Origin of the sequence: Nocardia cyriacigeorgica NBRC 100375 (assembly GCF_000308555.1) — a bacterium.
GTDB classification, from domain to species: domain Bacteria; phylum Actinomycetota; class Actinomycetes; order Mycobacteriales; family Mycobacteriaceae; genus Nocardia; species Nocardia cyriacigeorgica.
This window is the reverse complement of the sequence record NZ_BAFY01000201.1, coordinates 1-20,178: the sequence shown is the minus strand read 5'-3', so window position 1 is coordinate 20,178 and position 20,178 is coordinate 1. Positions and strand designations below refer to the sequence as shown.

Genomic DNA, 20,178 nt, shown 5'->3' with positions numbered 1-20,178 from the left:
GCCAAAAGCCTGCCCGGGATGGCGTTGGATGCCCCAGGCATGCTGCGCAATGCCCTCGGCATGCTGGTCGGCCCCGCTGACAAGGCGTCGGTCGGCCGGTATTTCCAGCGGGCGGCCCACCGTCATCCGCATCGGCCGTTCTTGCGCTTCGAGGGCGACGAATACACCTACGGCGCAGCCAATTCGCTGGTGAACCGCTACGCCAGCGTGCTGGCCGGGCGCGGGGTCGGCCGCGGCGACGTGGTCGGTGTGCTGATGACCAATCGCCCGGAGACGCTGTTCACGGTGCTGGCCACGGTCAAGCTCGGCGCCACCGTCGGCCTGCTCAATCACCATCAGCGCGATCAGGTGCTCGCGCACAGCTTCGGGCTGCTCGGCAGCGTGCTGAACGTGGTCGGCGCGGAATGCCGGGAGGCGCTCGACTCGCTGTCCGAACCACCCGGGAACGTGCTCTACGCCGAGGATCTGCACGCCGAGGCCCGGCTCGGTGATCCGTCCGATCCGCCCGCCTGCGCCGAGGTGACCGCGGGGGAGCGAGCGTTCCTGATCTTCACCTCGGGCACCACCGGGCTGCCCAAGGCCAGCGTCATGACGCATCTGCGCTGGACCAAGAGCATGGCCGGGCTCGGTGGGCTCGGCGTCCGGTTGCGCGGCGACGACACCATGTACTGCTGCCTGCCGCTGTATCACAACAACGCGCTCACGGTGGCGCTGTCGTCGGTGCTCGCGGCCGGTGCGACCTTCGCGCTGGGACGCCAGTTCTCCGCCTCGCGGTTCTGGGACGAGGCGATCCGGGAACGGGCCACTGCGTTCATCTACATCGGCGAGCTGTGCCGGTATCTGCTCAACCAGCCGGCCAAGCCCACCGACCGCGCGCATCGGGTGCGGCTGGCCGTCGGCAACGGGTTGCGGCCGGAACTGTGGGACGAGTTCAAACGCCGCTTCGGCATCGGGCGGATCGTGGAGTTCTACGGGGCCAGCGAATCCAATATCGCCTTCGTCAACGCCTTCGGGGTCGATCGCACCGCCGGATTCGGTCCGCTGCCCTACGCCATCGTCGAATACGACGACGCCACCGGAAAGCCCGCGCGCGGCCCGGGCGGCCGGTTGCGCCGGGTGCGCTCCGGCGGCGTCGGATTGTTGCTGGCCAAGGTCACCGGCCGCACGCCGTTCGACGGCTACACCGACGAGGCCGCCTCCGAGGCCAAACTCGTCCGTGACGGCTTCCGTACCGGCGATGTCTGGTTCGACACCGGTGACCTGGTCCGTGATCAGGGCTGGTTCCATATCGCCTTCGTCGACCGGCTCGGCGACACCTTCCGCTGGAAGGGCGAGAATGTGGCCACCAGCGAGGTCGAGGCGGCACTGAGCGCTTCGTCGTCGATCTCCCAGGCAGTGGTGTTCGGCGTGGACATTCCAGGGGCGGACGGTAAGGCCGGGATGGCGGCGGTGACGCTCGCGCCCGGCGCCGGATTCGACGGACACGAGCTGGCCCGGCTGGCGTATGAGCGGCTGCCCGGCTACGCGGTGCCGCTGTTCGTCCGGGTGGTCGATGAGCTCGAGACCACCTCCACGTTCAAGAGCCGCAAGGTAGAACTGCGCAAACAGGGGTATTCGCCCGACGATGACACCGACCTGTTCGTCCTCGCCGGCCGCACCGACGGCTATATCCCGGCCTATGCCGGATACGCCGCGGATGTGGCAGCCGGGCGTGCGCCCCGGGGCTGACCGGGGTCTGCGGCCCGCAGCGGCTATTACACGAGTCGGTACAGTCGACCCCATGTTCCGCCCCGACGCGCCGTCGCCGACCCTGTGCGGACGCCCGGTGGCGACGGATCGGGCGCTGGTCATGGCGATTGTGAACCGCACCCCCGACTCGTTCTACGACCGTGGCGCCACCTTCACCGATGCCGCTGCCATGGACGCCGTCGCCCGCGCCGTCGACGAGGGCGCCGACTTGGTCGACATCGGCGGCGTCAAAGCCGGGCCCGGCGAGGTGGTCGACGCCGCCGAGGAAATCCGCCGGGTGGTCCCGTTCGTGGCCGCCATCCGCGCCGCCTACCCGGATCTGCTGATCAGCGTCGACACCTGGCGTGCGGAGGTGGGGCGCAAGGCGATCGGGGAGGGCGCCGACCTGATCAACGACACCTGGGCGGGCGCCGACCCCGAGCTGGTCGCCGTCGCCGCCGAACTGGGCGCCGGGATCGTGTGCAGCCATACCGGCGGCGCGGTGCCGCGCACCCGGCCGCATCGGGTCCGCTACAGCGATGTGGTCGCCGAGGTCACCGCGACGGTGGTGCGGGCGGCGGAGGCGGCGGAGGCCGCCGGGGTGCGGCGCGACTCGATCCTGATCGACCCCACCCACGATTTCGGCAAGAACACCTACCACGGGCTCGAACTGTTGCGTAGAGCCGACGATCTTGTAAATACCGGATGGCCGGTCTTGATGGCGCTCTCCAACAAGGATTTCATCGGAGAGACTCTTGGTGTCGATCTCACCGAGCGGCTGGAGGGCACATTGGCAGCAACGGCATGGTCGGCAGCGGCAGGCGCTCGAGTCTTCCGCGTCCACGAAGTCGCCGCGACCCGGCGCGTGGTGGACATGATCGCCGCGATACAGGGTATCCGGCCCCCCGCACGAACCCTGCGAGGTCTGGTATGAACATCCAACACCGTGAGCCCGGCTGGGCAATGACGAATACCTGGGATACCCCCGACTGGTCGGTGGACGAACTCGTCGCCGCCAAGGCGGGCCGAACCGTGTCGGTGGTGTTGCCCGCGCTGAACGAACAGGACACCGTCGCCGCGGTGGTGGCCAGTATCCGGCCGCTGCTCGGCAGCCTGGTGGACGAACTCGTGGTACTCGATTCCGGATCCACCGACGCCACCGCCGAGCGGGCACGCGCGGCCGGCGCTCGGGTGGTCAGCCGGGAACAAGCCGTCCCCGAACTCGATCCGGTGCCGGGCAAGGGCGAGGTGCTGTGGCGTTCGCTGGCGGTGACCAGCGGCGACCTGGTCGCCTTCGTCGACTCGGATCTGATCGACCCCGACCCGGCCTTCGTGCCCAAACTGCTCGGCCCGCTGCTGACGGTGGACGATCTGCACCTGGTCAAGGCCTACTACCGCAGACCGCTGCGGCAGGGCGACGCGGTCGAGGCGCACGGCGGCGGCCGCGTCACCGAGCTGGTGGCCCGCCCGCTGCTCGCGGCCCTTCGCCCCGATCTGTCGGAGGTGCTGCAACCGCTCGGCGGCGAATACGCCGGTACCAGGGAACTGCTCACCTCGGTGCCGTTCGCCCCCGGCTACGGCGTGGAGATCGGGCTGCTGCTCGACACCTACGACCGGCTCGGCCTGGACGCGATCGGCCAGGTCAACCTGGGCGTGCGCACCCACCGCAACCGCCCGCTGGCCGACCTCGGCGTGATGAGCAGGCAGATCCTCGGCACCGTCCTGGGCCGCAGCGGTGTACGTGATTCCGGCGCGGCGCTGACCCAGTTCCCGCTGATCGGCGACGAGTTCACCGCACACAGCACGGAGGTGTGCCTGACGGATCGGCCGCCGATGAACACGGTGCGGCCGGAGAGCGTCGCGGCCTGAGGGTAGACCGGGCAGCCGGTCGGTGAGAGCGGCCGGGGTGGCCTCAGCCTGCGTCGGGCTTGTGGGTCGTGTCTTCGGCAGGTTGCGTCTCGGTCCGGCGGTCAGCGTCGGCTGACGGTTCTGTCGGTGCCTGCTCGGAGGTCGGCTTCTGGGCCGTTGCGGTATCGCCCAGCGCCTGTGGGCCCGTATCGGCCGGTGCCTGCTCGTCGGCGTGGGCTCGCGCTTGCTCGTCCGTGCCGGCGGTCTGCTCGTCGGTGCGGGCCGGTCCGATCGCGTCCGTGCTCGTCCGATCACGCACATCCGGCGCTGCCGGCTCGAAATCCGCTGCCGTCGCTCCGGACTCCGCTGCCGACTCCGGGCTCTCTGCGCGCGCGTGCTCCGGCCCGGACTCATCGGCGAGCCTGGCCTGGAGCTCGGCCACCGTGACGTGGGCGCGGCGGTGTTCGGCGGGCTTGCGGATGAAGATGGCGATGGTCACCAGCAATCCGATTGCGATCAGTGCTATCGCAATGATCGTCATCACATTCACCTGTGCCTCCGCGTCATGTGATTGCCGGAAAACCGGTACCGAGCAGGGTCGGTGCCGACGAATGGTTATTTCCTGGCTATCTAAGCATGTGGCGGTGACGTGTGAGCTCGAGGGTGAGCGTTCAAGCTGCGGTGTCGCCGGTGATTCAGTCGTCGGCGGGCTCACCGTCGTGCCGGGACCAGCGGCGCGACCGGTTCACCGCCGCACCGGTCAGCGGCGGGCCGGATTCAGCGACGGGTGCGAATGGCCGTCGGCCGCACCTCGGCCGGCTCATGGCGATACACCGGCGTGAGCAGCTCGGCTTCCAGTGGCTCACCGGTCGCGCGGTCGAAGCGCACCGCGATCAATACCGAGAACCGGCGGGTGCCCGCGCGTTCGTGCAGTCCGGCGAGCCGAGTCGCCAGCAGGCGGACCGCGCCGAGCGAGCCGGGCGGGTGCAGGCCGTCGATCACCAGAATCGAGCCCTGGCCGTCGGGGCGCGGCAGCCGGGCCAGATAGGCGATGTCGTGCGGGTCGGGACCGGAGGGCCGGTACACCCGCCGCGCAGCCCGATCCTCGATACCGCGACGTCCGTCACCGGCACGGGCCACCGAGCGGCGCAGCCGCGGATCGGCGGCGATGAGCTGACGCAGGCTCGGCGAGAGTTCGGGCCCGCCGAGCACGATCAGCCCGTCGCGATTGAGATCGAGGGGATGTCCCGGCGGGAACTGTTCGACGGTGACCGCGAATCCCAGTTCCCGCAGCAGATCCGCCAGGCGTGGGGCCGCGGCCGGATCGGGGGCGCCGATCAACCGACCGGTACGCACCCGGGGCGTGAGGACGGTGAGCGAGCCGTGCCCGAAGAACAAGCCTTCCGGCGCCGGGCCCTGCGTGCTCACCTGATGGATGCGCGCCCGGGAAAGCCCGGCTGCCGCACCGATTCTGGCGAACGTCCAGCCCTCGGCATGCAATTCACGAATAACCGCGCGACGAATTCGCGTGAGCTCGTTGATGGTCTGCTGCGCCGCCGCGACACCGTCAGTGGCTGCCTTGAGGCGCTCGACCTTGTCCTCGATCGCGAACACCCGCGCCACGTCATCGGCCGACATGTGCGAAGTGTAGACAGCGTAAGCCGGACGGGTGTCTAGTTCGCTTGACAGATCAGGTGGCGTCGGTGTCGATCGGCGGACGTTCGTTGCGCTCCAACGGTTTCTCCGGCTTCGGCGCTGGGTAACCCGGCATACCGCTATTGGTGCCGTAGAGGTCCTGCTTGTCCGGCATGGCCTTGCCGAGATCGCTGAACAGCGAATCGTCACCGTTCAGAAGGTGTTTGGTCACCATCGACTTCGGGGTCATGCCGCGCAGCTCGTTCAGGTCGGCGAGCGGCTTACGCAGGTCCTCGAATTCGGGCCCGAGCTCCTGCTTCAACTGCGCGGTCGCGCCACTGGCGTAATCGCGCACCTGGCGCAGGCTGCGCGTGGTCCAGCGCACGGCACCGGGCAAACGCTCCGGACCGAGGATGACGAGGGCGGCCACGAGCAGGATGACCATCTCGCTCCACCCGATGTTGCTGAACACCAGACCAGGCTACCGCGCGCCGGGGGCGCCGGATCAGTCGGATTCCAGGGTGACCGGAACGTCCACCTGCCGGCCTTCCCGGATCAACCGCACCGTCACGGTGTCGCCGATCTTGTTCGCCTGCACCGCGACGACCAGCTCTTCCGGCCCGGTCACCTCACGATCACCGACCTTGACGATGACGTCACCCTCCACGATCCCCGCCCGCGCGGCAGGCCCGCCCGGCGCCACATCGGCCACCTCGGCACCGCTCATCGCCTCGTTGGCCACGGCCTTCGTGCGAGCGCTCAGGCCGATCACCGGATGGTGTTTGACGCCATCGCGGATCAGCGTCTGCGCGACGTCGGTGACCACGTCCACCGGGACGGCGAAGCCGAGGCCGACCGAACCGCCGGTCTCGCTGCGGATGGCGGTATTGATGCCGACGACCCGGCCCTCCATGTCCACCAGCGCGCCACCGGAGTTACCGGGGTTGATGGAGGCGTCGGTCTGCACCGCGTCGATGACGGCCTTGGTGTCGCTGCCCTCACCCTCGAGCTTCACCGGGCGATGCAGTGCGCTGACGATCCCGGAGGTGACCGTTTTGCTCAGTCCCAGTGGGGAACCGATGGCGAGCACGGCGTCGCCGACGCGGACGTCCTCGGACTTACCGAGCTGCGCGACAGTGAGATTTTTCACATCGACCTTCAGTACCGCCAGGTCGGTTTTGGTGTCGCGGCCGACGATGTTCGCGGGCACCCGAGTGCCGTCGGAGAACATCACCTGGATCTTGGCGTTGCCGGAACCGTCCTGGGCGGCCATCGAGATGACGTGATTGTTGGTGGCGATGTAGCCGTTGCCGTCGATGACCACGCCCGAGCCGGTGGCACCGTTGTCGCCGACGGTGGTGCGGATCGAGACCACCGATGGCAGCACCGCGTCGGCGACCTGGGCGATCTGACCGTGCGGCTGCTCGGGATCTCCGGTCTGCTCGAGGGCAACCTTGCGTGAGGTCAGGGTGGAGGCGGTCTCCGCGGTCAACCGGCCGACGAGGCCGCCGATCAGGCCGATGACCAAGGCAATGGCGGCCAGCAGCGCCAGTGCGCGCGGCGCCACCCGGGAACCGAACAGCACCTCGCGCGCCGAGAGCTTGGTGGCTTCGGTGTGCGTCCGGGCCGCGGGGGTGGGCAGGGCGGGCGCACCGAGGCGGGCGCCGGATTCCGGGTCGCGCCACGGATCGGCGGGGCCTGCCACCTCGGGCTCGCCGGTGACGGCGTCGGGATCACGCTGGAGGAGTTCGTCGGAACCTTCCGGCCGGCCGAACGCCTCGGCCAGCACGGCGTCCGGCGGCCGGTTCTGCACCTGGTCGGGGCCCTGGGCGGCGGTGGCCGAGCCGGGCCGTGGTGCGAAGGATCCGGCCTGACCGTTGGGGCGGCGGAAGGCGCGAGCGGTGTGGGTATCCACGTGCGGGCGGTATACCGGGCGCGGCCCGAGTACGGGCGCGTCCGGCGGCCGCAGGTTCCCCCTGTTGGCCGCCGAATCCGAGGTGTCGGCCGATCCGGTGTTCGTCGATTCGGTGGTCACGCGCCAAACTCTACTTGCGCCACCACGTTGTCCACCGCCTACTGTCGAAGCTCGTCGCGAAAGACGCACCGAGGAAACCGGAAACGGCCTCGTCACGGGATTTGTGCGCCGCGGCGGCGGAACGATCGGTGCCGGGGAGTTCGCCGAGCGGAATGCGGGTCAGGCTGTCGTGCAGCCCGTGCGGGATGGAGATCTGGGCGGCCCTGCGCAGGGCGATGCGCGCCTGCTGCTGGGCTTCGACCTCGGCCGCGCATTCGGGGCAGACGGAAAGGTGCTGCGCGGCACGCAGATACGCGTTCATCCGCAGTTCGCCGTCCACATAGGCGGCGACAGCCTCGCTCGCCAGATGCTCGGTGGAACGGAAACGCGGTGAACGACCTGACGTACCGGAGTCGCCAACCATTCGGTGCTCATCCTTCCAACCGACTCGATCACGGCCGGGCGCGGCGCCACGGCCGGAGATCACCCGTTCTTGCTGGTTCAGGACTTGGTCGCCGCGTCGGCGAACCGGTCCTGGGTTCCATTATGCGCAAGGTGCTCGCGCAGTGCCTGACGGCCGCGATGGATCCGGCTGCGGACGGTGCCGAGTTTGACCCCGAGCGTTGCCCCGATCTCCTCGTAGGACAGCCCCTCGATATCGCACAGCACGACCGCGGCGCGGAATTCCGGCGCCAGCGCGTCCAGCGCCGATTGTAGGTCGGGATCGAGGCGGGCGTCGTGGTAGACCTGCTCGGGCCCTGGGCCCTGGGCCGGCACCCGGTCGTAGTCCTCGGGCAGCGCTTCCATCCGGATGCGGCTGCGGCGGCGGACCATGTCGAGGAACAGGTTGGTGGTGATGCGGTGCAGCCAGCCCTCGAAGGTGCCGGGCTGATAGTTCGACAGTGAGCGGAAGACCCGGATGAAGGTCTCCTGGGTGAGATCCTCGGCGTCCTGGGCGTCGCCGGAGAGACGGTAGGCCAGCCGGTAGACCCGGTCGGCATGTTCGCGGACCAGCTCGTCCCAGGTGGGCATGACCGAGCGATCGCCGGTGGCATCGAAGGCCGCGGTGCCGGTCAGTTCGTCTTCGGCCACCTCGGCCAGCTCCAGGGCGGTGACATCGCGCTGCGTCGGCAGCTCGGGCAGGGTGGCGTACTCGCGCGCCGCATCGACCATGTGGATGGGAAATACCTCCTACTCGGGACCGAGGCGTCGGAGTTCGAGCAGCGGTCCGGGTCCACGGACCGTCGCTGTCGGGTACAACCGAGAGAAGGTGTCCGGTTGTTCCCGACCCGGTGCTCTGGCTCTGAGCCCGCCGGTCGGCTGGTCTTGCGTGCTGCCTACTCTTTCCTGTCGCGATATGGCCTGTGTATGGAGATCCTGAGGGACACCTGAGAATGTTTCAGGCCGCTGGTCACGGTTTGGCATAGCCTCATGGGCGTGGCATCGAATCTGGAGCGAAATCTCGCCTACGTGGAGGAATCCGTCGTGGAGGACGAGATCCTCGTCAGCGCCCGCGAGCGGGCCACCGAGCTGGGCGCCGCCCCGGTGGCGCCGTCGGTGGGCGCGCTGCTGAGCATGTACGCCCAGATGCTCGGCGCGCGGGCCGTGGTCGAGGTGGGAACCGGCGCGGGAATCAGCGGCCTGTGGCTGCTCGACGGCATGCGCGAGGACGGCACGCTGACCACGATCGATTCCGAGCCGGAGCACCAGCGAGCGGCCAAGGAGGCCTTCCGCGCCGCCGATATCCCGCTCGCCCGCACCCGGTTGATCAACGGCCGCGCCCTCGATGTGCTGCCGCGCCTGGCCGACGGTGCCTACGACCTGGTGTTCATCGATGCCGCGCCGGTCGAGCACCCGCAGTACGTCGCCGAGGGGGTGCGGCTGTTACGCGACGGCGGGGCGATCCTGTTGCACAACGCACTGCTGGGCGGGCGGGTGCCCGATCCGGCGCAACGCGATGCGGCCACGCAGGCGGTGCGCGCGGCGACCAGGGCGATCGCGGAGGATCCGAATCTGACCAGCGTGCTGATCCCGGTCGGGGATGGGCTGCTCTGCGCTTCCCGCGGCTGACGTCGGCCAAATTCGCCGGCTGTCGCTCGCGTCTCCCGTGATCGACATCCGCGCCTCCCGTGCCTGATGTCCGCGCTGCACCGAAGGGCGTTCATGCCGTCCCGATGCCGTCATCTGCGCTGCTCGCGGCGGTGTCCAGACCGCTCGACGGAAGTTCTGCGCCCACCCATTGACGGCCGATTGAACGAGTGTTTAGTATATTGAACATGTGTTTAACCGACCAGCCGTATCGGAAGGATCCGCCCCGGATCTGAGTACTCGTGCGCGCATCCGCGACGCCGCCATCACCGTCTTCGGTGAGCAGGGGTTCAACGTCGGAGTGCGTGCCATCGCCACCGCCGCCGGTGTCTCGCCGGGACTCGTCAATCACCATTTCGGGTCGAAAGACGGGTTGCGCGAGGAATGTGACGACTACGTACGCAAGGTCATCCGCGATTCCAAGCTGGATTCGGTCGAGCATCCGTCGCCGTCCAACATCCTCGGCCAGCTCGCCGAGATCGAAAGCTTCGGGCCGGTCATCGCCTATATCGTGCGAAGTTTTCAGGCGGGCGGCGCCCTGGCCGGCACGTTGTTCGAGCACATGGTGTCCGACGTCGAGCAGTATCTGCGTGCGGGCATCGCGGCGGGCACGATCCGCGCCCCGCGCGATCTACACGCCACCGCCCGCTACCTGGCGCTCAACAACGGCGGCGGATTGATGCTGTTCCTACAGCTGTATGCCGCCGCGCACGACGGCCCCCTCGACTACGGCAAGGCCCTGCGCGCCTACGCCGACCAAATGCTTCTCCCCGGCGTCGAGCTGTTCACCAACGGCCTGCTGACCAGTCCGATGATGCTCGACGCTCTCCTCGATCAACCGAGTCCAGATACCTAGATCTCCGCAGAAGGAGTTCCCATGACATCGGCAATCCACGTCCGGGACCTGCACAAACACTTCGGTCAGGTCCGCGCCCTCGACGGGCTGGACCTGGAAGTGAACCGGGGCGAGGTGCACGGCTTCCTCGGCCCCAACGGTGCCGGCAAATCCACCACCATCCGGATCCTGCTCGGCGTGCTGGCCCGCACCTCCGGCGACGTACGGCTGCTGCGCCACGACCCGTGGGTGGACGCGGTCGAGTTGCACCGCCGGATCGCTTATGTGCCAGGCGATGTCACGTTGTGGCCGTCGCTGTCCGGCGGTGAGACCATCGATCTGCTGGCCCGGATGCGCGGTGGCATCGATACCGCCCGGCGCGCCGAGTTGATCGAGCGGTTCGAACTCGATCCGCGCAAGAAGGCCCGCACCTATTCGAAGGGCAACCGGCAGAAAGTCGCGCTGGTATCGGCGTTTTCGTCGAATGCCGAACTGCTGCTGCTCGATGAGCCGACCTCGGGCCTCGATCCGTTGATGGAGCAGGTGTTCCGCGATTGTGTGGCCGAGGCCGCCGAACGCGGGGTCACGGTCCTGCTGTCGAGCCACATCCTGTCCGAAGTAGAGGTGCTGTGTGAGCGGGTGACCATCATCCGGTCCGGCCGCACCGTGGAAAGCGGAACGCTGGACTCGATGCGGCACCTGAGCCGCACCTCCATCACCGCCGAATTGACCGGCGACCCAGGCGATCTCAGTGCGCTGCCGGGTGTGGAAGATGTGCAGCTGGACGACCGCACGCTGCGCTGCCAGGTGGACAGCGAGCATCTGGGTGAACTGATCCGCATCCTCGGCGATACCGGGGTGCGCAGTCTGGTGAGCCAGCCGCCGACGCTGGAAGAGCTGTTCATGCGGCACTATTCGGTCAATGGCGAGGATGCGGCCGCATCCGAAGACGCCGCGTCCGGCTCCGAGCTGGTGCAGGTGCGCAAATGACCACCGCAACGCTTCCGAGGACAGGCGAGCATCGCGTCGCCACCCGCTACCGCACCGCGTCCGGTTTCGCCGGCACCGGCCGGATGCTGCTCCTGGCGCTGCGCCGCGACCGAATCGTGTTGCCCGCCTGGGTATTACTGCTGTCGGTGCCCTTGGGCAGCGTCTACGTCGCGAGTATCGAAACCGTCTATCCGACCGAGGCCGACCGCGCCTCCTTCGCCGACTCCATCCTGGCCAGCCCCTCGCAGCTGGCCATGTACGGGCCGATCTACAACACCAGCATCGGTGCGGTCGGCATCTGGAAAGCGGGGATGTTCTTCACCCTGGTCGCGGTGGCGACCATCCTCACCGTCATCCGGCACACCAGGGCCGAGGAAGAGACCGGGCGTACGGAGCTGGTCGCTTCCACCTCGGTGGGGCGCTTCGCCGGTCTCACCGCGGCGCTGGTGCTCGGGCTCGGCGGCGCGCTGGCCACCGGTGTGATCGGCGCGCTGAGCCTGATGGCCACCGACGTCCCGGCCGGCGGATCGCTGGCGTTCGGGGCGGCGCTGGCCGGCTCCGGCATGGTGTTCGCGGCGGTGGCCGCGGTGGCCGCGCAGCTGTCCACCAGCGCCCGGCTGGCGCGCGGCATCGCCTTCGGTGTGCTGGCGCTCGCCTACACGTTGCGGGCGGTGGGCGACGCCCAGGCCGGGAACGGGCCGGTGAGCCCGCTGACCTGGCTCTCGCCGCAGGGCTGGTCGTTGCAGGTGCGGGCCTTCGCCGGGGACCGCTGGTGGGTCCTGGCGCTGCATCTGGTGACCGTGCTGGTGTGTGTCGGCGCGGCCTATCTGCTGCTGATGCGCCGCGACGTGGGTGCGGGCCTGATCGCCGAACGACTCGGCCCGCCCGCGGCCGGTACGGGACTGGCCGGTCCACTCGGGCTGGCCTGGCGCCTGCAACGGGGCACCCTGCTGGCCTGGACGATCGGCTTGGGGCTCTACGGGTTGCTGATCGGCAGCGTGGTGCACGGCATCGGCGACGAACTCGGTTCGAATGAGACCATTCGAGATCTCATCACCCGGATGGGCGGCACCGAATCGCTGGAGGACTCGATGGTCACCTACGCGTTCACCATGCTCGGTGTCGCGGGCTCGGCCTACGCCATCTCGGCGACGCTGCGCATGTTCGGTGAGGAGACCAGCGGGCACGCCGAAACCGTCGTCACCGGCGCCGTCGGCCGGGTCCGGTGGGCGCTGTCGCATCTGCTGTTCGCGCTCGGTGGCCCGGTGCTGGCCATGCTGACCGCGGGCCTGCTCGGCGGGCTGGTGTACGGCCTGGCGGCCGACGATATCGGCGGCAAGTTGCCCGGTGTGCTGGCCGCCGCGCTGGTGCAGTTGCCGGCGATCTGGTTGTTCGTCGCGATCACCGTTGCCCTGTTCGGACTCGCGCCGCGCTGGACGCCGGTGGCGTGGGGTGTGCTGACGGCGGCGATCGCGGTCTTCCTGCTCGGTTCGGTCTCGGGTGCGCCGCAGTGGCTGCGCGATCTCGAACCGTTCAGCCATGCCCCGAAGGTGCCGGGATTGGAGTTCACCGCGACCCCGGTGCTGGTGGTGACCCTGGTGGCGGCGGCTCTGCTGGCCTTGGGTCTGGTCGGCTGGCGCGGGCGCGACCTGCGCTGAACCGACGCGGCGGTGCCCCTTGGCAACGATGCCAGGGGGCATCGTCAGATGTCAGACCCAGGTGCCCTTGCCGACGGTGACGACGCCGCCGTTGCTGATGGCGAAGCGGTCGCGGTCGCGGTCGAGATCGACGCCGATGATCTCGCCCTCGGAGACCACCACGTTCTTGTCCAGGATCGCGCGCCGCACCACCGCGCCCTTGCCGATGCGGACTCCCGGCATCAGCACGCTGCCCTCGACGGTGGCGCCGTCGTCGACCACCACATTGGCGCTGAGCACCGAATTGCGCACCGTCGCGGCGGACAGTATCGAGCCCGCGCCCACGATGGACTCCTGCGCCAGCCCGCCCTGGGCGAACTTGGCCGGCGGCAGGTTCTCCGCGGCACCGCGGATCGGCCAGTGCTTGTTGTAGAGGTTGAACACCGGATGCACCGAGACCAGATCCATATGCGCTTCGTAGAAGGCGTCGATGGTGCCGACATCGCGCCAGTAGCCGCGGTCGCGGTCGGTGGCGCCGGGGACGTCGTTGTCGGCGAAGTCGTAGACGGCGGCCTGACCGGCGGCGACCAGCTTCGGGATGATGTCGCCGCCCATATCGTGGTCGGAATCGGAGTTCTCGGCGTCGGCGCGGATCGAATCGACCAGCACCCTGGTGGTGAACACGTAATTGCCCATGGAAGCGAACGTCGAATTCGGGTCGTCCGGAGTGCCGGGCGGGTGCGCGGGTTTCTCCAGGAACTGGGTGATGCGCCCGGACTCGTCGGAGTCGATGCAGCCGAACGCGCTGGCCTGACTGCGCGGCACCCGGATACCGGCCACGGTGACACCGGCGCCGGACTCGATGTGATGGGCCACCATCTGCTCGGGGTCCATCCGGTAGACGTGGTCGGCGCCGAAGACCACGATGTAATCGGGGTCCTCGTCGTAGATCAGGTTCAGCGACTGCATGATCGCGTCGGCGCTGCCGGTGTACCAGCGCGGCCCGAGCCGCTGCTGCGCCGGTACCGGGGTGATGTATTCGCCCGCGAAACCCGACAGTCGCCAGGTCTGCGAGATATGCCGGTCCAGCGAATGCGATTTGTACTGGGTGAGCACACACAGCCGCAGGTATCCGGCGTTGACGAGGTTGCTGAGGACGAAGTCGATGAGGCGGTAGGCACCGCCGAACGGGACCGCCGGCTTGGCGCGGTCGGCGGTGAGTGGAAAGAGTCGCTTGCCCTCGCCACCGGCGAGCACGATTCCTAGTACGTGCGGCTGGCTCCTCACACTGTCAAACTACCGAACCTCACGCCAGGAGGTGGGGCGGCGTGCGAGTGGCCCGGGCCCGGCCGAGCGTCTACGTTGAATCCGTGAGTTTCGCGCACGCGGCGGCGATGACGGGGCCGGCCGATCGGCTGCGGGTCGCCATGCTGACCCGCGAATACCCGCCGGAGGTTTACGGCGGTGCGGGCGTGCACGTCACCGAGCTGGTGGCCGAGCTGCGCGCGCTCGCCGAGGTCACCGTGCACTGCATGGGCGCCCCGCGCGAGGATGCGGTGGTCCATCAGCCCGACACCCACCTCTACGCCGCCAATCCCGCGATCCAGATGATGTCGGCCCAGCTGCGGATGGCCGATGCCACCGGCGAGGTCGACGTGGTGCATTCGCACACCTGGTACACGGGCCTGGCCGGACATCTGTCGGCCACCCTCTACGGCATCCCGCATGTGCTGACCGCGCATTCGCTGGAACCGCGGCGGCCGTGGAAGGCCGAGCAGCTCGGCGGCGGCTATCGGCTGTCGTCCTGGTCGGAACGCAATGCCGTCGAACACGCCGACGCCATCATCGCGGTCAGCGCGGGGATGCGCCGCGACGTGCTCGACGCCTACCCGGCCGTTGATCCCGCGCGGGTGCACGTGGTGCACAACGGCATCGACGCCTCGGTGTGGCACCCCGGCGCACCCGAAACCGGCGGCGAGCCCTTCCTGTGGCAGCTGGGGGTACGCACGGACCGGCCGATCGCGGCCTTCGTCGGGCGGATCACCCGGCAGAAGGGCGTCGCGCATCTGCTGGCCGCCGCCCGTGATTTCGACCCGGAGATCCAGGTGGTGTTGTGCGCCGGCGCGGCCGACACGCCGGAGCTGGCCGCCGAGGTGGCCTCGGCGGTCGACGAATTGAGCCGTCGCCGCGGCAATGTGTTCTGGGTGCAGGACATGCTGCCCACCGAGCAGATCCGGCAGGTGCTCGCCGCCGCGACCGTCTTCGTCTGCCCGTCGGTGTACGAGCCGCTCGGCATCGTGAATCTCGAGGCCATGGCCTGCGGCACCGCCGTCGTCGCCTCGGATGTGGGCGGCATCCCCGAGGTGGTCGCCGACCGCAACACCGGACGGCTGGTGCATTACGACCCGGCCGCGCCGGGCGAATACGAGCGTGGCCTGGCCGAGGCGGTGAACGAGCTGGCCGCCGATCAGGTGCTCGCGGCCGAATACGGGGCCGCGGGCCGGGCCAGGGCGGTGGCCGAATTCGACTGGTCACGGATCGCCGCGCAGACTCTCGAGGTCTACGACCGGGTCCGCAAACCCTGAGGTTCAGACTCCGGCGAGTTCATAGGTACCCACCAGTACCGAAGCGGTGACCTCCATGGTGTCCGGCAGGGCCGCGAGCCGGGACTCGACGGCATCGGTGTGATGAGCCGACGGCCCCATGCCGACCACCTGGGCGACGTCGGTGCGCGCCAGCTTCATCGGGTACTCGACCGCATCGCGCCCGCGCAGCGCGAACTGCCCGGACATGGTGGCGGTCAGCCGATCCTGCTTGTCCGGGTCCACACTCACCATGCCGAGTGGTTCGATCAGCTCGGCCAAGTGCCGGTCGGTAGGGGTTACGACGACGAATCGGCCGTTCGGGGTCAGTACCCGCGCCACCTCGCCGGGATTGCGCGGGGCGAACACCGACAGGGCCACGTCGACGGTGCCGGCGCGCAGCGGCAGGCCACGCCAGGCATCGGCGACCACCGCCGCGGCCCGTGGATGGGCACGGGCGCCGCGTCGTCCGGCAGGTTTGGCCACGTCGAGTGCGATGCCGTTGGCATGCGACAGTGCGTCCAGGACCCGGGCCAGGTAGTAGCCGGTGCCCGCGCCGATCTCCAGCACGAGTGCGGACGCGCTTGGACCCGAGCCTGGGTACCCGGCGGACCCGTTCCCGGCGACGGCCGCGACGATGGCGTCGGCGATGGGCGCGAAATGCCCGCCGCCCTGGAAAGCCGCTCTGGCGTCGAGCATGGCCGCGGTATCGCCGGTCATCTTGGTCGAGGCACCGGTCAGCAGGGTCACGTACCCCTGCTTGGCGATATCGAAGCTGTGCCCCGCGCCGCAGCGCAACGACCGCTCCGACATCGCCAATCCGGCCTGGCATTCCGGGCAGGCCAGCGCACTCGTCACCAGCGTCAGTGCCGAGTGCGTCGTCGGGTGACTAGCTGGTGACACTCTTCAATTCGTCACCGAGCGCTGCGGCTTCATCCGGCGTGAGCTCTACGACCAGACGCCCGCCACCCTCGAGTGGAACCCGCATGACGATCCCACGCCCTTCCTTGGTTGCCTCGAGGGGACCGTCCCCGGTGCGGGGCTTCATGGCCGCCATCCTCTGCTCCCTCCAGATCTGCGCGGTGTGCTGCGCACTTGCTTGGAACTCCAGTTGTCGCCAACTGGGCAGCTCGCCGGCATTGTGGCGAGCTGCACTCGGTCTATTCTTCCTTATCGCCGGAGTGGACGGATACCTGAGTTCGAAATGTGACCGCTCGGTAGGTCTAGGGCGGGTCGCCGCCGACCCAGCAATCGGCCAGGTGGTCGTCGACGAGCCCGGTCGCCTGCATCAGCGCGTACGCCGTGGTCGGGCCCACGAATCTGAATCCGCGGCGCTTCAATTCCTTTGCCAGAGCGGTGGATTCGGGTGTGACGGCGGGCACGTCGGCCAGGGTGCGCGGACGGGGGCGCGGGGGCGGAGCGAACGACCAGATCAGCTCGTCCAGGCTGGTATCGAGGTCGCGGGCGACCTTGGCATTGGCGATGGCGGCGTCGATCTTGGCGCGGTTGCGCACGATGCCGGGGTCGGCGAGCAGGCGTTCACGGTCGGTGTCGTCGAAGCGGGCCACCTTCTCGATGGCGAACCCCGCGAAGGCGGCCCGGAACGCCGGGCGTTTGCGCAGGATGGTGATCCAGGCCAGGCCCGATTGGAAGGCCTCGAGGCACAGCCGTTCGAACATGGCGTCGTCACCGTGCAGCGGGCGGCCCCACTCGGTGTCGTGATAGTCGCGATAGAGCTGCGATTCCAGCGACCACGGGCAGCGGACCGGCTCGACGGCGGTCATCGCGGATCCGGGCCAACCGGCGGCTGAACCGGACCGGGCTGCGCGGCGGCGCCCACGTTCGCCCCGGCCTCGGCACGCGCCTGGGCCAGCTGGCCGTGCAGTTCGTCGATGCGCGCGGCGAGCCGAGCCAGCGCCCAGTCCACCTCACCGGCCTTGTAGCCGCGCAGCACCTGCTGGAACCGCAGCGAGCGCACATCGGCGCCGGAGATCCCCTCGACCGGAAGCACCGTCGCGGTGGTGCCCTCCGGTAGCGGTCCCAGCTCCTCCGACCGCCCGAAGACCGCCCCCGCGAGTAGGAACAGCACCGCGGCCAACAACCCGACGATCAGCACATACAACAGCAGCGTGAGCATGACGCTGTTCCGCCTCTCCGCGATTTTTGGCCGGACTCAGGCGCGGCACCAGCGGCGTCGGCGGCCGGCGGTCGCTGAGTGGCTGGGTTAGCCCGTACCCGGCGAGTTACCCATGTCGGTGCGAAATCAGTTGTCACTGTCGGATTCGATACCACGCCACGGCTGGTGTCCTATAGGTGGCGTGTGGTGTCGATCCCCAAGGACATACCCGCCAGTCCACGCCGGCGCACCGCGAGCTTGTCGGCGACCTCGCGCAACGCCACCGCGGCCGGGTTCTCCGGATCGCGCAGCACGATGGGGGTGCCCTCGTCGCCCGCCTCGCGCAGCGACTGCTCGATCGGGATCTGGCCGAGCAGCGGCACGTCGGCGCCGACAGCGCGGGTGAGGCGCTCGGCGACAGCCTGGCCGCCGCCGGAGCCGTAGAGGTCCATCCGGGTGCCGTCGGGCAGGTCCAGCCAGGACATGTTCTCCACCACGCCGGCGATCCGCTGACGGGTCTGCAAGGCGATGGCGCCCGCGCGCTCGGCTACCTCGGCGGCGGCCGGCTGCGGGGTGGTGACGACCAGGATCTCGGCGTTCGGGATCAGCTGGGCGATGGAAATCGCCACGTCGCCGGTGCCGGGCGGCAGGTCGAGCAGCAGCACATCCAGATCGCCCCAGAACACGTCGGCCAGGAACTGCTGCAGCGCGCGGTGCAGCATCGGGCCGCGCCACACCACCGGCGTGTTGCCCTGGGTGAACTGGGCGATGGAGATCATCTTCACGTCGTGCGCGATGGGCGGCATGATCATCCGCTCGACCTGGGTAGGCCGGGCGTCGGTGCCGAGCATCCGCGGGATGGAGTGGCCGTAGATGTCGGCGTCGAGCACGCCGACGGACAGTCCGCGCGCGGCCATGGCAGCGGCGAGATTGACGGTGACACTGGACTTTCCGACACCGCCCTTACCGGAGGCCACCGCGTACACCCGGGTCAGCGAGCCGGGCTGGGCGAAGGGGATGACCGGTTCGGCGGAGTCGCCACGCAACTGCTTGCGCAGTTCGGTGCGCTGCTCATCGTTCATCACGTCCAGGTCGACGGTGACCGCGCCGACGCCGGGGACGTCGGCGACCGCCTTGCTGACCCGCTGGGTGATCTCGGTGCGCAGCGGGCAGCCCGCCGTCGTCAGGTAGACCTCGATATGGACATCGCTGTCGGCGCCGATGCTGACGCTTTTCACCATGCCCAGTTCGGTGATCGGTTTGCGAATTTCCGGGTCGTCGACCTTTGCGAGGGCGCCCCGCACGTCCGCTTCCGTTACCACTGGCATGCCGCCGATTTTAGGCGTCTCAGATACGGGGCAGCTGTGCGGGCTGTGGTGCGATGCCGGTGCCGTAGGAATTGGCCCATGCCATGACGTTGGCGACGTAGGCCATGGAGTTGTTGTAGCGCAGGATCGCCTTGGACTGCTGGGCCAGATCGCGCATGTCCAGGCCGCCGTCGCAGAGGTATTTGCCCGCGGTCAGGGTGGCGTCGTAGTAGTTCTGCGGGTCGGCGATGCCGTCGCCGTTGCCGTCGGCCGCGTAATGCGACCACGTTTCGGGCAGGAACTGCATGGGGCCGACGGCGCGGTCGTAGCCGGACAGGCCGTCGAGGGCACCGCCATCGGAATCGTGGATGACATTGTTGCCTGCGAGGCTGCCGTCGAGCACCGGGCCGTAGACCGGGTCGAGGGCGTTGCCGTCGGCATCGGCCTTGCCGTTGTAGACGTGGGTCGATTCGACCCGGCCGATGCCCGCGAGCACCGTCCACGGCATATGGCAGGTGGGGTTCTCGACGGCGAGGGCCTGTTCGGCGGCGACGTAGGCGGCGTGCGCGATGCCCGGTATGCCCATCTGCGCGGCGGGCAGGTCGGCAGGCACCCGATCTTCGGGCAGCGCAACGGTTTTCACCGTCGGCGGGACCGCACGCGATTGCTTGGCCATCGCGTGGGTGAGGCTTTCCAGGTCGACGACGGTCTGTGCGTCGGCGGCGAAGCTCGCGGTGGTGTCGGCGCCCTCGTCGCCGGGCAGGTGCGCCTGGATCGAGGCCGCGGTGGGATCGGTGCCGACGGCCGATGCGGTGTTGACGGCGACCAATCCGGCGGGAACGAGCCCGGTCAATGCAAGTACGGAGCTTCGCCGAACGGTAGGCGGCGGTTGTTTGCGGTGACGCCCCACGGTGCTGTGACCCTCCATCGACTCAATGAGCCGAGCTCACGGCGGAGGGGCGCCGACTCCGTTACGAGCCGTTGTCTCAGCCGTGAGCCCTTCGTGACCTACGAAGGAAGGCTACAGCATCCGAGATCTTTTTGTTACTGCTTCGTGATCTGTGTTCCGGTTTGAAATCACTTTGGGGGAGCGGGAAGTGGGACCACGATGCCGAACGGCAGCGTCACCGCCGGCTGCGGTGTCGGCGTGGCGGTGGGCGCGGGCGGGGGACCCGGCTCCGGGGTCGTGGACGGTTCGGCGGGAGGCTGCGCGTTCGGGTCCGCGGGCGCGGGCTGAGCCGGATCGCCGGGCGCCTGCTGGGCGGGCGCGGGCTGACCGGGTTGGGCCGGGTCGGCCGGCGGTGCGGCAGGCGCCGGTTCGGCGGGCGCACCGGGCTTGGGCATCGGCGCGGGCACCACCTGGCCGGGGGCCGGCGGCGGAGGCGGCGGGCAGAAGAT

The 20,178-nt window shown here is 69.1% G+C and carries 21 protein-coding genes and 1 pseudogene; 8 read left to right on the top strand and 14 right to left on the bottom strand.

What is annotated here, in order from left to right; all coding sequences use genetic code 11:
• Window positions 1–18 precede the first annotated feature (18 nt).
• From RJ05_RS20375 to RJ05_RS20365, 3 genes are read left to right on the top strand one after another with little or no spacing between them, the layout of a single operon-like run.
• A complete protein-coding gene (locus RJ05_RS20375) occupies window positions 19–1,728 on the top strand; it encodes a long-chain-acyl-CoA synthetase (RefSeq protein WP_051016771.1) in 1,710 nt (569 codons plus the stop codon).
• A 52-nt stretch (window positions 1,729–1,780) separates the two neighbouring features.
• The gene (gene folP, locus RJ05_RS20370; RefSeq protein WP_036539446.1) at window positions 1,781–2,662 is read left to right on the top strand and encodes a dihydropteroate synthase; all 882 of its coding nucleotides are present in this window, start codon (window positions 1,781–1,783) and stop codon (window positions 2,660–2,662) included.
• Complete coding sequence (locus tag RJ05_RS20365; RefSeq protein WP_051016766.1) at window positions 2,659–3,597, top strand: glucosyl-3-phosphoglycerate synthase; 939 nt, start codon at window positions 2,659–2,661, stop codon at window positions 3,595–3,597. Before folP ends, RJ05_RS20365 begins: the two co-directional genes overlap by 4 nt.
• 43 nt (window positions 3,598–3,640) lie before the next feature.
• Here the strand turns inward: RJ05_RS20365 and RJ05_RS20360 are convergent, their stop codons facing one another.
• From RJ05_RS20360 to sigE, 6 genes are all read right to left on the bottom strand, one after another.
• The gene (locus tag RJ05_RS20360) at window positions 3,641–4,117 is read right to left on the bottom strand and encodes a hypothetical protein (RefSeq protein WP_138445650.1); all 477 of its coding nucleotides are present in this window, start codon (window positions 4,115–4,117) and stop codon (window positions 3,641–3,643) included.
• 236 nt (window positions 4,118–4,353) lie between these two features.
• On the bottom strand, window positions 4,354–5,214 hold the full coding sequence (locus RJ05_RS20355; protein ID WP_036539442.1) for a hypothetical protein: 861 nt from the start codon (window positions 5,212–5,214) through the stop codon (window positions 4,354–4,356).
• 52 nt (window positions 5,215–5,266) lie between these two features.
• Window positions 5,267–5,683 carry a Sec-independent protein translocase protein TatB gene (tatB, locus tag RJ05_RS20350; protein WP_036539440.1) on the bottom strand — a complete coding sequence of 139 codons (417 nt, stop codon included), beginning with the start codon at window positions 5,681–5,683 and terminating at the stop codon, window positions 5,267–5,269.
• A gap of 33 nt (window positions 5,684–5,716) precedes the next feature.
• The gene (locus RJ05_RS20345) at window positions 5,717–7,246 is read right to left on the bottom strand and encodes a S1C family serine protease (RefSeq protein WP_036539438.1); all 1,530 of its coding nucleotides are present in this window, start codon (window positions 7,244–7,246) and stop codon (window positions 5,717–5,719) included.
• Window positions 7,247–7,256: 10 nt separating this feature from the next.
• Window positions 7,257–7,649: a hypothetical protein gene (locus RJ05_RS20340; RefSeq protein ID WP_036539435.1), complete on the bottom strand. Its 393-nt coding sequence runs from the start codon at window positions 7,647–7,649 to the stop codon at window positions 7,257–7,259.
• Between the two features lie 77 nt (window positions 7,650–7,726).
• A complete protein-coding gene (sigE, locus tag RJ05_RS20335; protein ID WP_051016765.1) occupies window positions 7,727–8,398 on the bottom strand; it encodes an RNA polymerase sigma factor SigE in 672 nt (223 codons plus the stop codon).
• Window positions 8,399–8,656: 258 nt separating this feature from the next.
• Between sigE and RJ05_RS20325 the strand changes: the two genes are divergently transcribed.
• The 4 genes from RJ05_RS20325 to RJ05_RS20310 all read left to right on the top strand — a co-directional run bounded on the left by RJ05_RS20325 (window position 8,657) and on the right by RJ05_RS20310 (window position 12,796).
• Window positions 8,657–9,295, top strand: a complete 639-nt coding sequence (locus RJ05_RS20325) for an O-methyltransferase (RefSeq protein ID WP_014352679.1) — start codon at window positions 8,657–8,659, stop codon at window positions 9,293–9,295.
• 208 nt (window positions 9,296–9,503) lie between these two features.
• On the top strand, window positions 9,504–10,169 hold the full coding sequence (locus RJ05_RS20320; RefSeq protein ID WP_036539430.1) for a TetR/AcrR family transcriptional regulator: 666 nt from the start codon (window positions 9,504–9,506) through the stop codon (window positions 10,167–10,169).
• Window positions 10,170–10,190: 21 nt separating this feature from the next.
• On the top strand, window positions 10,191–11,138 hold the full coding sequence (locus tag RJ05_RS20315; protein ID WP_036539427.1) for an ABC transporter ATP-binding protein: 948 nt from the start codon (window positions 10,191–10,193) through the stop codon (window positions 11,136–11,138).
• Entirely contained in the window at window positions 11,135–12,796 is a 1,662-nt protein-coding gene (locus RJ05_RS20310; RefSeq protein ID WP_085996245.1) for an ABC transporter permease, read from the top strand. Before RJ05_RS20315 ends, RJ05_RS20310 begins: the two co-directional genes overlap by 4 nt.
• A gap of 51 nt (window positions 12,797–12,847) precedes the next feature.
• Here the strand turns inward: RJ05_RS20310 and glgC are convergent, their stop codons facing one another.
• Complete coding sequence (glgC, locus tag RJ05_RS20305; RefSeq protein ID WP_036539424.1) at window positions 12,848–14,062, bottom strand: glucose-1-phosphate adenylyltransferase; 1,215 nt, start codon at window positions 14,060–14,062, stop codon at window positions 12,848–12,850.
• A 128-nt stretch (window positions 14,063–14,190) separates the two neighbouring features.
• Here glgC and glgA point away from each other — a divergent pair, with 128 nt between their 5' ends.
• Window positions 14,191–15,360: a glycogen synthase gene (gene glgA / locus RJ05_RS20300; RefSeq protein WP_036539502.1), complete on the top strand. Its 1,170-nt coding sequence runs from the start codon at window positions 14,191–14,193 to the stop codon at window positions 15,358–15,360.
• A gap of 3 nt (window positions 15,361–15,363) precedes the next feature.
• Here the strand turns inward: glgA and RJ05_RS20295 are convergent, their stop codons facing one another.
• From RJ05_RS20295 to RJ05_RS31470, 7 genes and pseudogenes are all read right to left on the bottom strand, one after another.
• Window positions 15,364–16,215 carry a putative RNA methyltransferase gene (locus tag RJ05_RS20295; RefSeq protein ID WP_085996244.1) on the bottom strand — a complete coding sequence of 284 codons (852 nt, stop codon included), beginning with the start codon at window positions 16,213–16,215 and terminating at the stop codon, window positions 15,364–15,366.
• A 31-nt stretch (window positions 16,216–16,246) separates the two neighbouring features.
• Entirely contained in the window at window positions 16,247–16,414 is a 168-nt protein-coding gene (locus tag RJ05_RS30130) for a DUF3117 domain-containing protein (RefSeq protein ID WP_011211259.1), read from the bottom strand.
• Window positions 16,415–16,580: 166 nt separating this feature from the next.
• Window positions 16,581–17,141, bottom strand: coding sequence for a DNA-3-methyladenine glycosylase I (locus tag RJ05_RS20290; protein ID WP_036539422.1), 561 nt, complete (start codon window positions 17,139–17,141; stop codon window positions 16,581–16,583).
• Entirely contained in the window at window positions 17,138–17,494 is a 357-nt protein-coding gene (locus tag RJ05_RS20285) for a DivIVA domain-containing protein (RefSeq protein ID WP_036539419.1), read from the bottom strand. Before RJ05_RS20285 ends, RJ05_RS20290 begins: the two co-directional genes overlap by 4 nt.
• 170 nt (window positions 17,495–17,664) lie before the next feature.
• Window positions 17,665–18,801 carry an Mrp/NBP35 family ATP-binding protein gene (locus tag RJ05_RS20280; RefSeq protein ID WP_036539417.1) on the bottom strand — a complete coding sequence of 379 codons (1,137 nt, stop codon included), beginning with the start codon at window positions 18,799–18,801 and terminating at the stop codon, window positions 17,665–17,667.
• Window positions 18,802–18,820: 19 nt separating this feature from the next.
• Window positions 18,821–19,690, bottom strand: coding sequence for a lytic transglycosylase domain-containing protein (locus RJ05_RS20275; protein ID WP_036539415.1), 870 nt, complete (start codon window positions 19,688–19,690; stop codon window positions 18,821–18,823).
• A 167-nt stretch (window positions 19,691–19,857) separates the two neighbouring features.
• A pseudogene (locus RJ05_RS31470) lies at window positions 19,858–20,178 on the bottom strand (lytic transglycosylase); the annotation flags it as partial.

What these genes read in the sequence shown, in the direction of transcription:
- sigE (WP_051016765.1), bottom strand. Translation starts at nt 8,398, where the DNA reads ATGGTCGATGCGGCGCGCGAGTACGCCACCCTGCCCGAGCTGCCGACG.
- RJ05_RS20290 (WP_036539422.1), bottom strand. Translation starts at nt 17,141, where the DNA reads ATGACCGCCGTCGAGCCGGTCCGCTGCCCGTGGTCGCTGGAATCGCAG.
- RJ05_RS20325 (WP_014352679.1), top strand. Translation starts at nt 8,657, where the DNA reads ATGGGCGTGGCATCGAATCTGGAGCGAAATCTCGCCTACGTGGAGGAA.
- RJ05_RS20355 (WP_036539442.1), bottom strand. Translation starts at nt 5,214, where the DNA reads ATGTCGGCCGATGACGTGGCGCGGGTGTTCGCGATCGAGGACAAGGTC.
- folP (WP_036539446.1), top strand. Translation starts at nt 1,781, where the DNA reads ATGTTCCGCCCCGACGCGCCGTCGCCGACCCTGTGCGGACGCCCGGTG.
- RJ05_RS20360 (WP_138445650.1), bottom strand. Translation starts at nt 4,117, where the DNA reads ATGACGATCATTGCGATAGCACTGATCGCAATCGGATTGCTGGTGACC.
- RJ05_RS30130 (WP_011211259.1), bottom strand. Translation starts at nt 16,414, where the DNA reads ATGGCGGCCATGAAGCCCCGCACCGGGGACGGTCCCCTCGAGGCAACC.
- RJ05_RS20280 (WP_036539417.1), bottom strand. Translation starts at nt 18,801, where the DNA reads ATGCCAGTGGTAACGGAAGCGGACGTGCGGGGCGCCCTCGCAAAGGTC.
- RJ05_RS20315 (WP_036539427.1), top strand. Translation starts at nt 10,191, where the DNA reads ATGACATCGGCAATCCACGTCCGGGACCTGCACAAACACTTCGGTCAG.
- RJ05_RS20310 (WP_085996245.1), top strand. Translation starts at nt 11,135, where the DNA reads ATGACCACCGCAACGCTTCCGAGGACAGGCGAGCATCGCGTCGCCACC.
- RJ05_RS20285 (WP_036539419.1), bottom strand. Translation starts at nt 17,494, where the DNA reads ATGCTCACGCTGCTGTTGTATGTGCTGATCGTCGGGTTGTTGGCCGCG.
- RJ05_RS20375 (WP_051016771.1), top strand. Translation starts at nt 19, where the DNA reads ATGGCGTTGGATGCCCCAGGCATGCTGCGCAATGCCCTCGGCATGCTG.
- RJ05_RS20365 (WP_051016766.1), top strand. Translation starts at nt 2,659, where the DNA reads ATGAACATCCAACACCGTGAGCCCGGCTGGGCAATGACGAATACCTGG.
- RJ05_RS20340 (WP_036539435.1), bottom strand. Translation starts at nt 7,649, where the DNA reads ATGGTTGGCGACTCCGGTACGTCAGGTCGTTCACCGCGTTTCCGTTCC.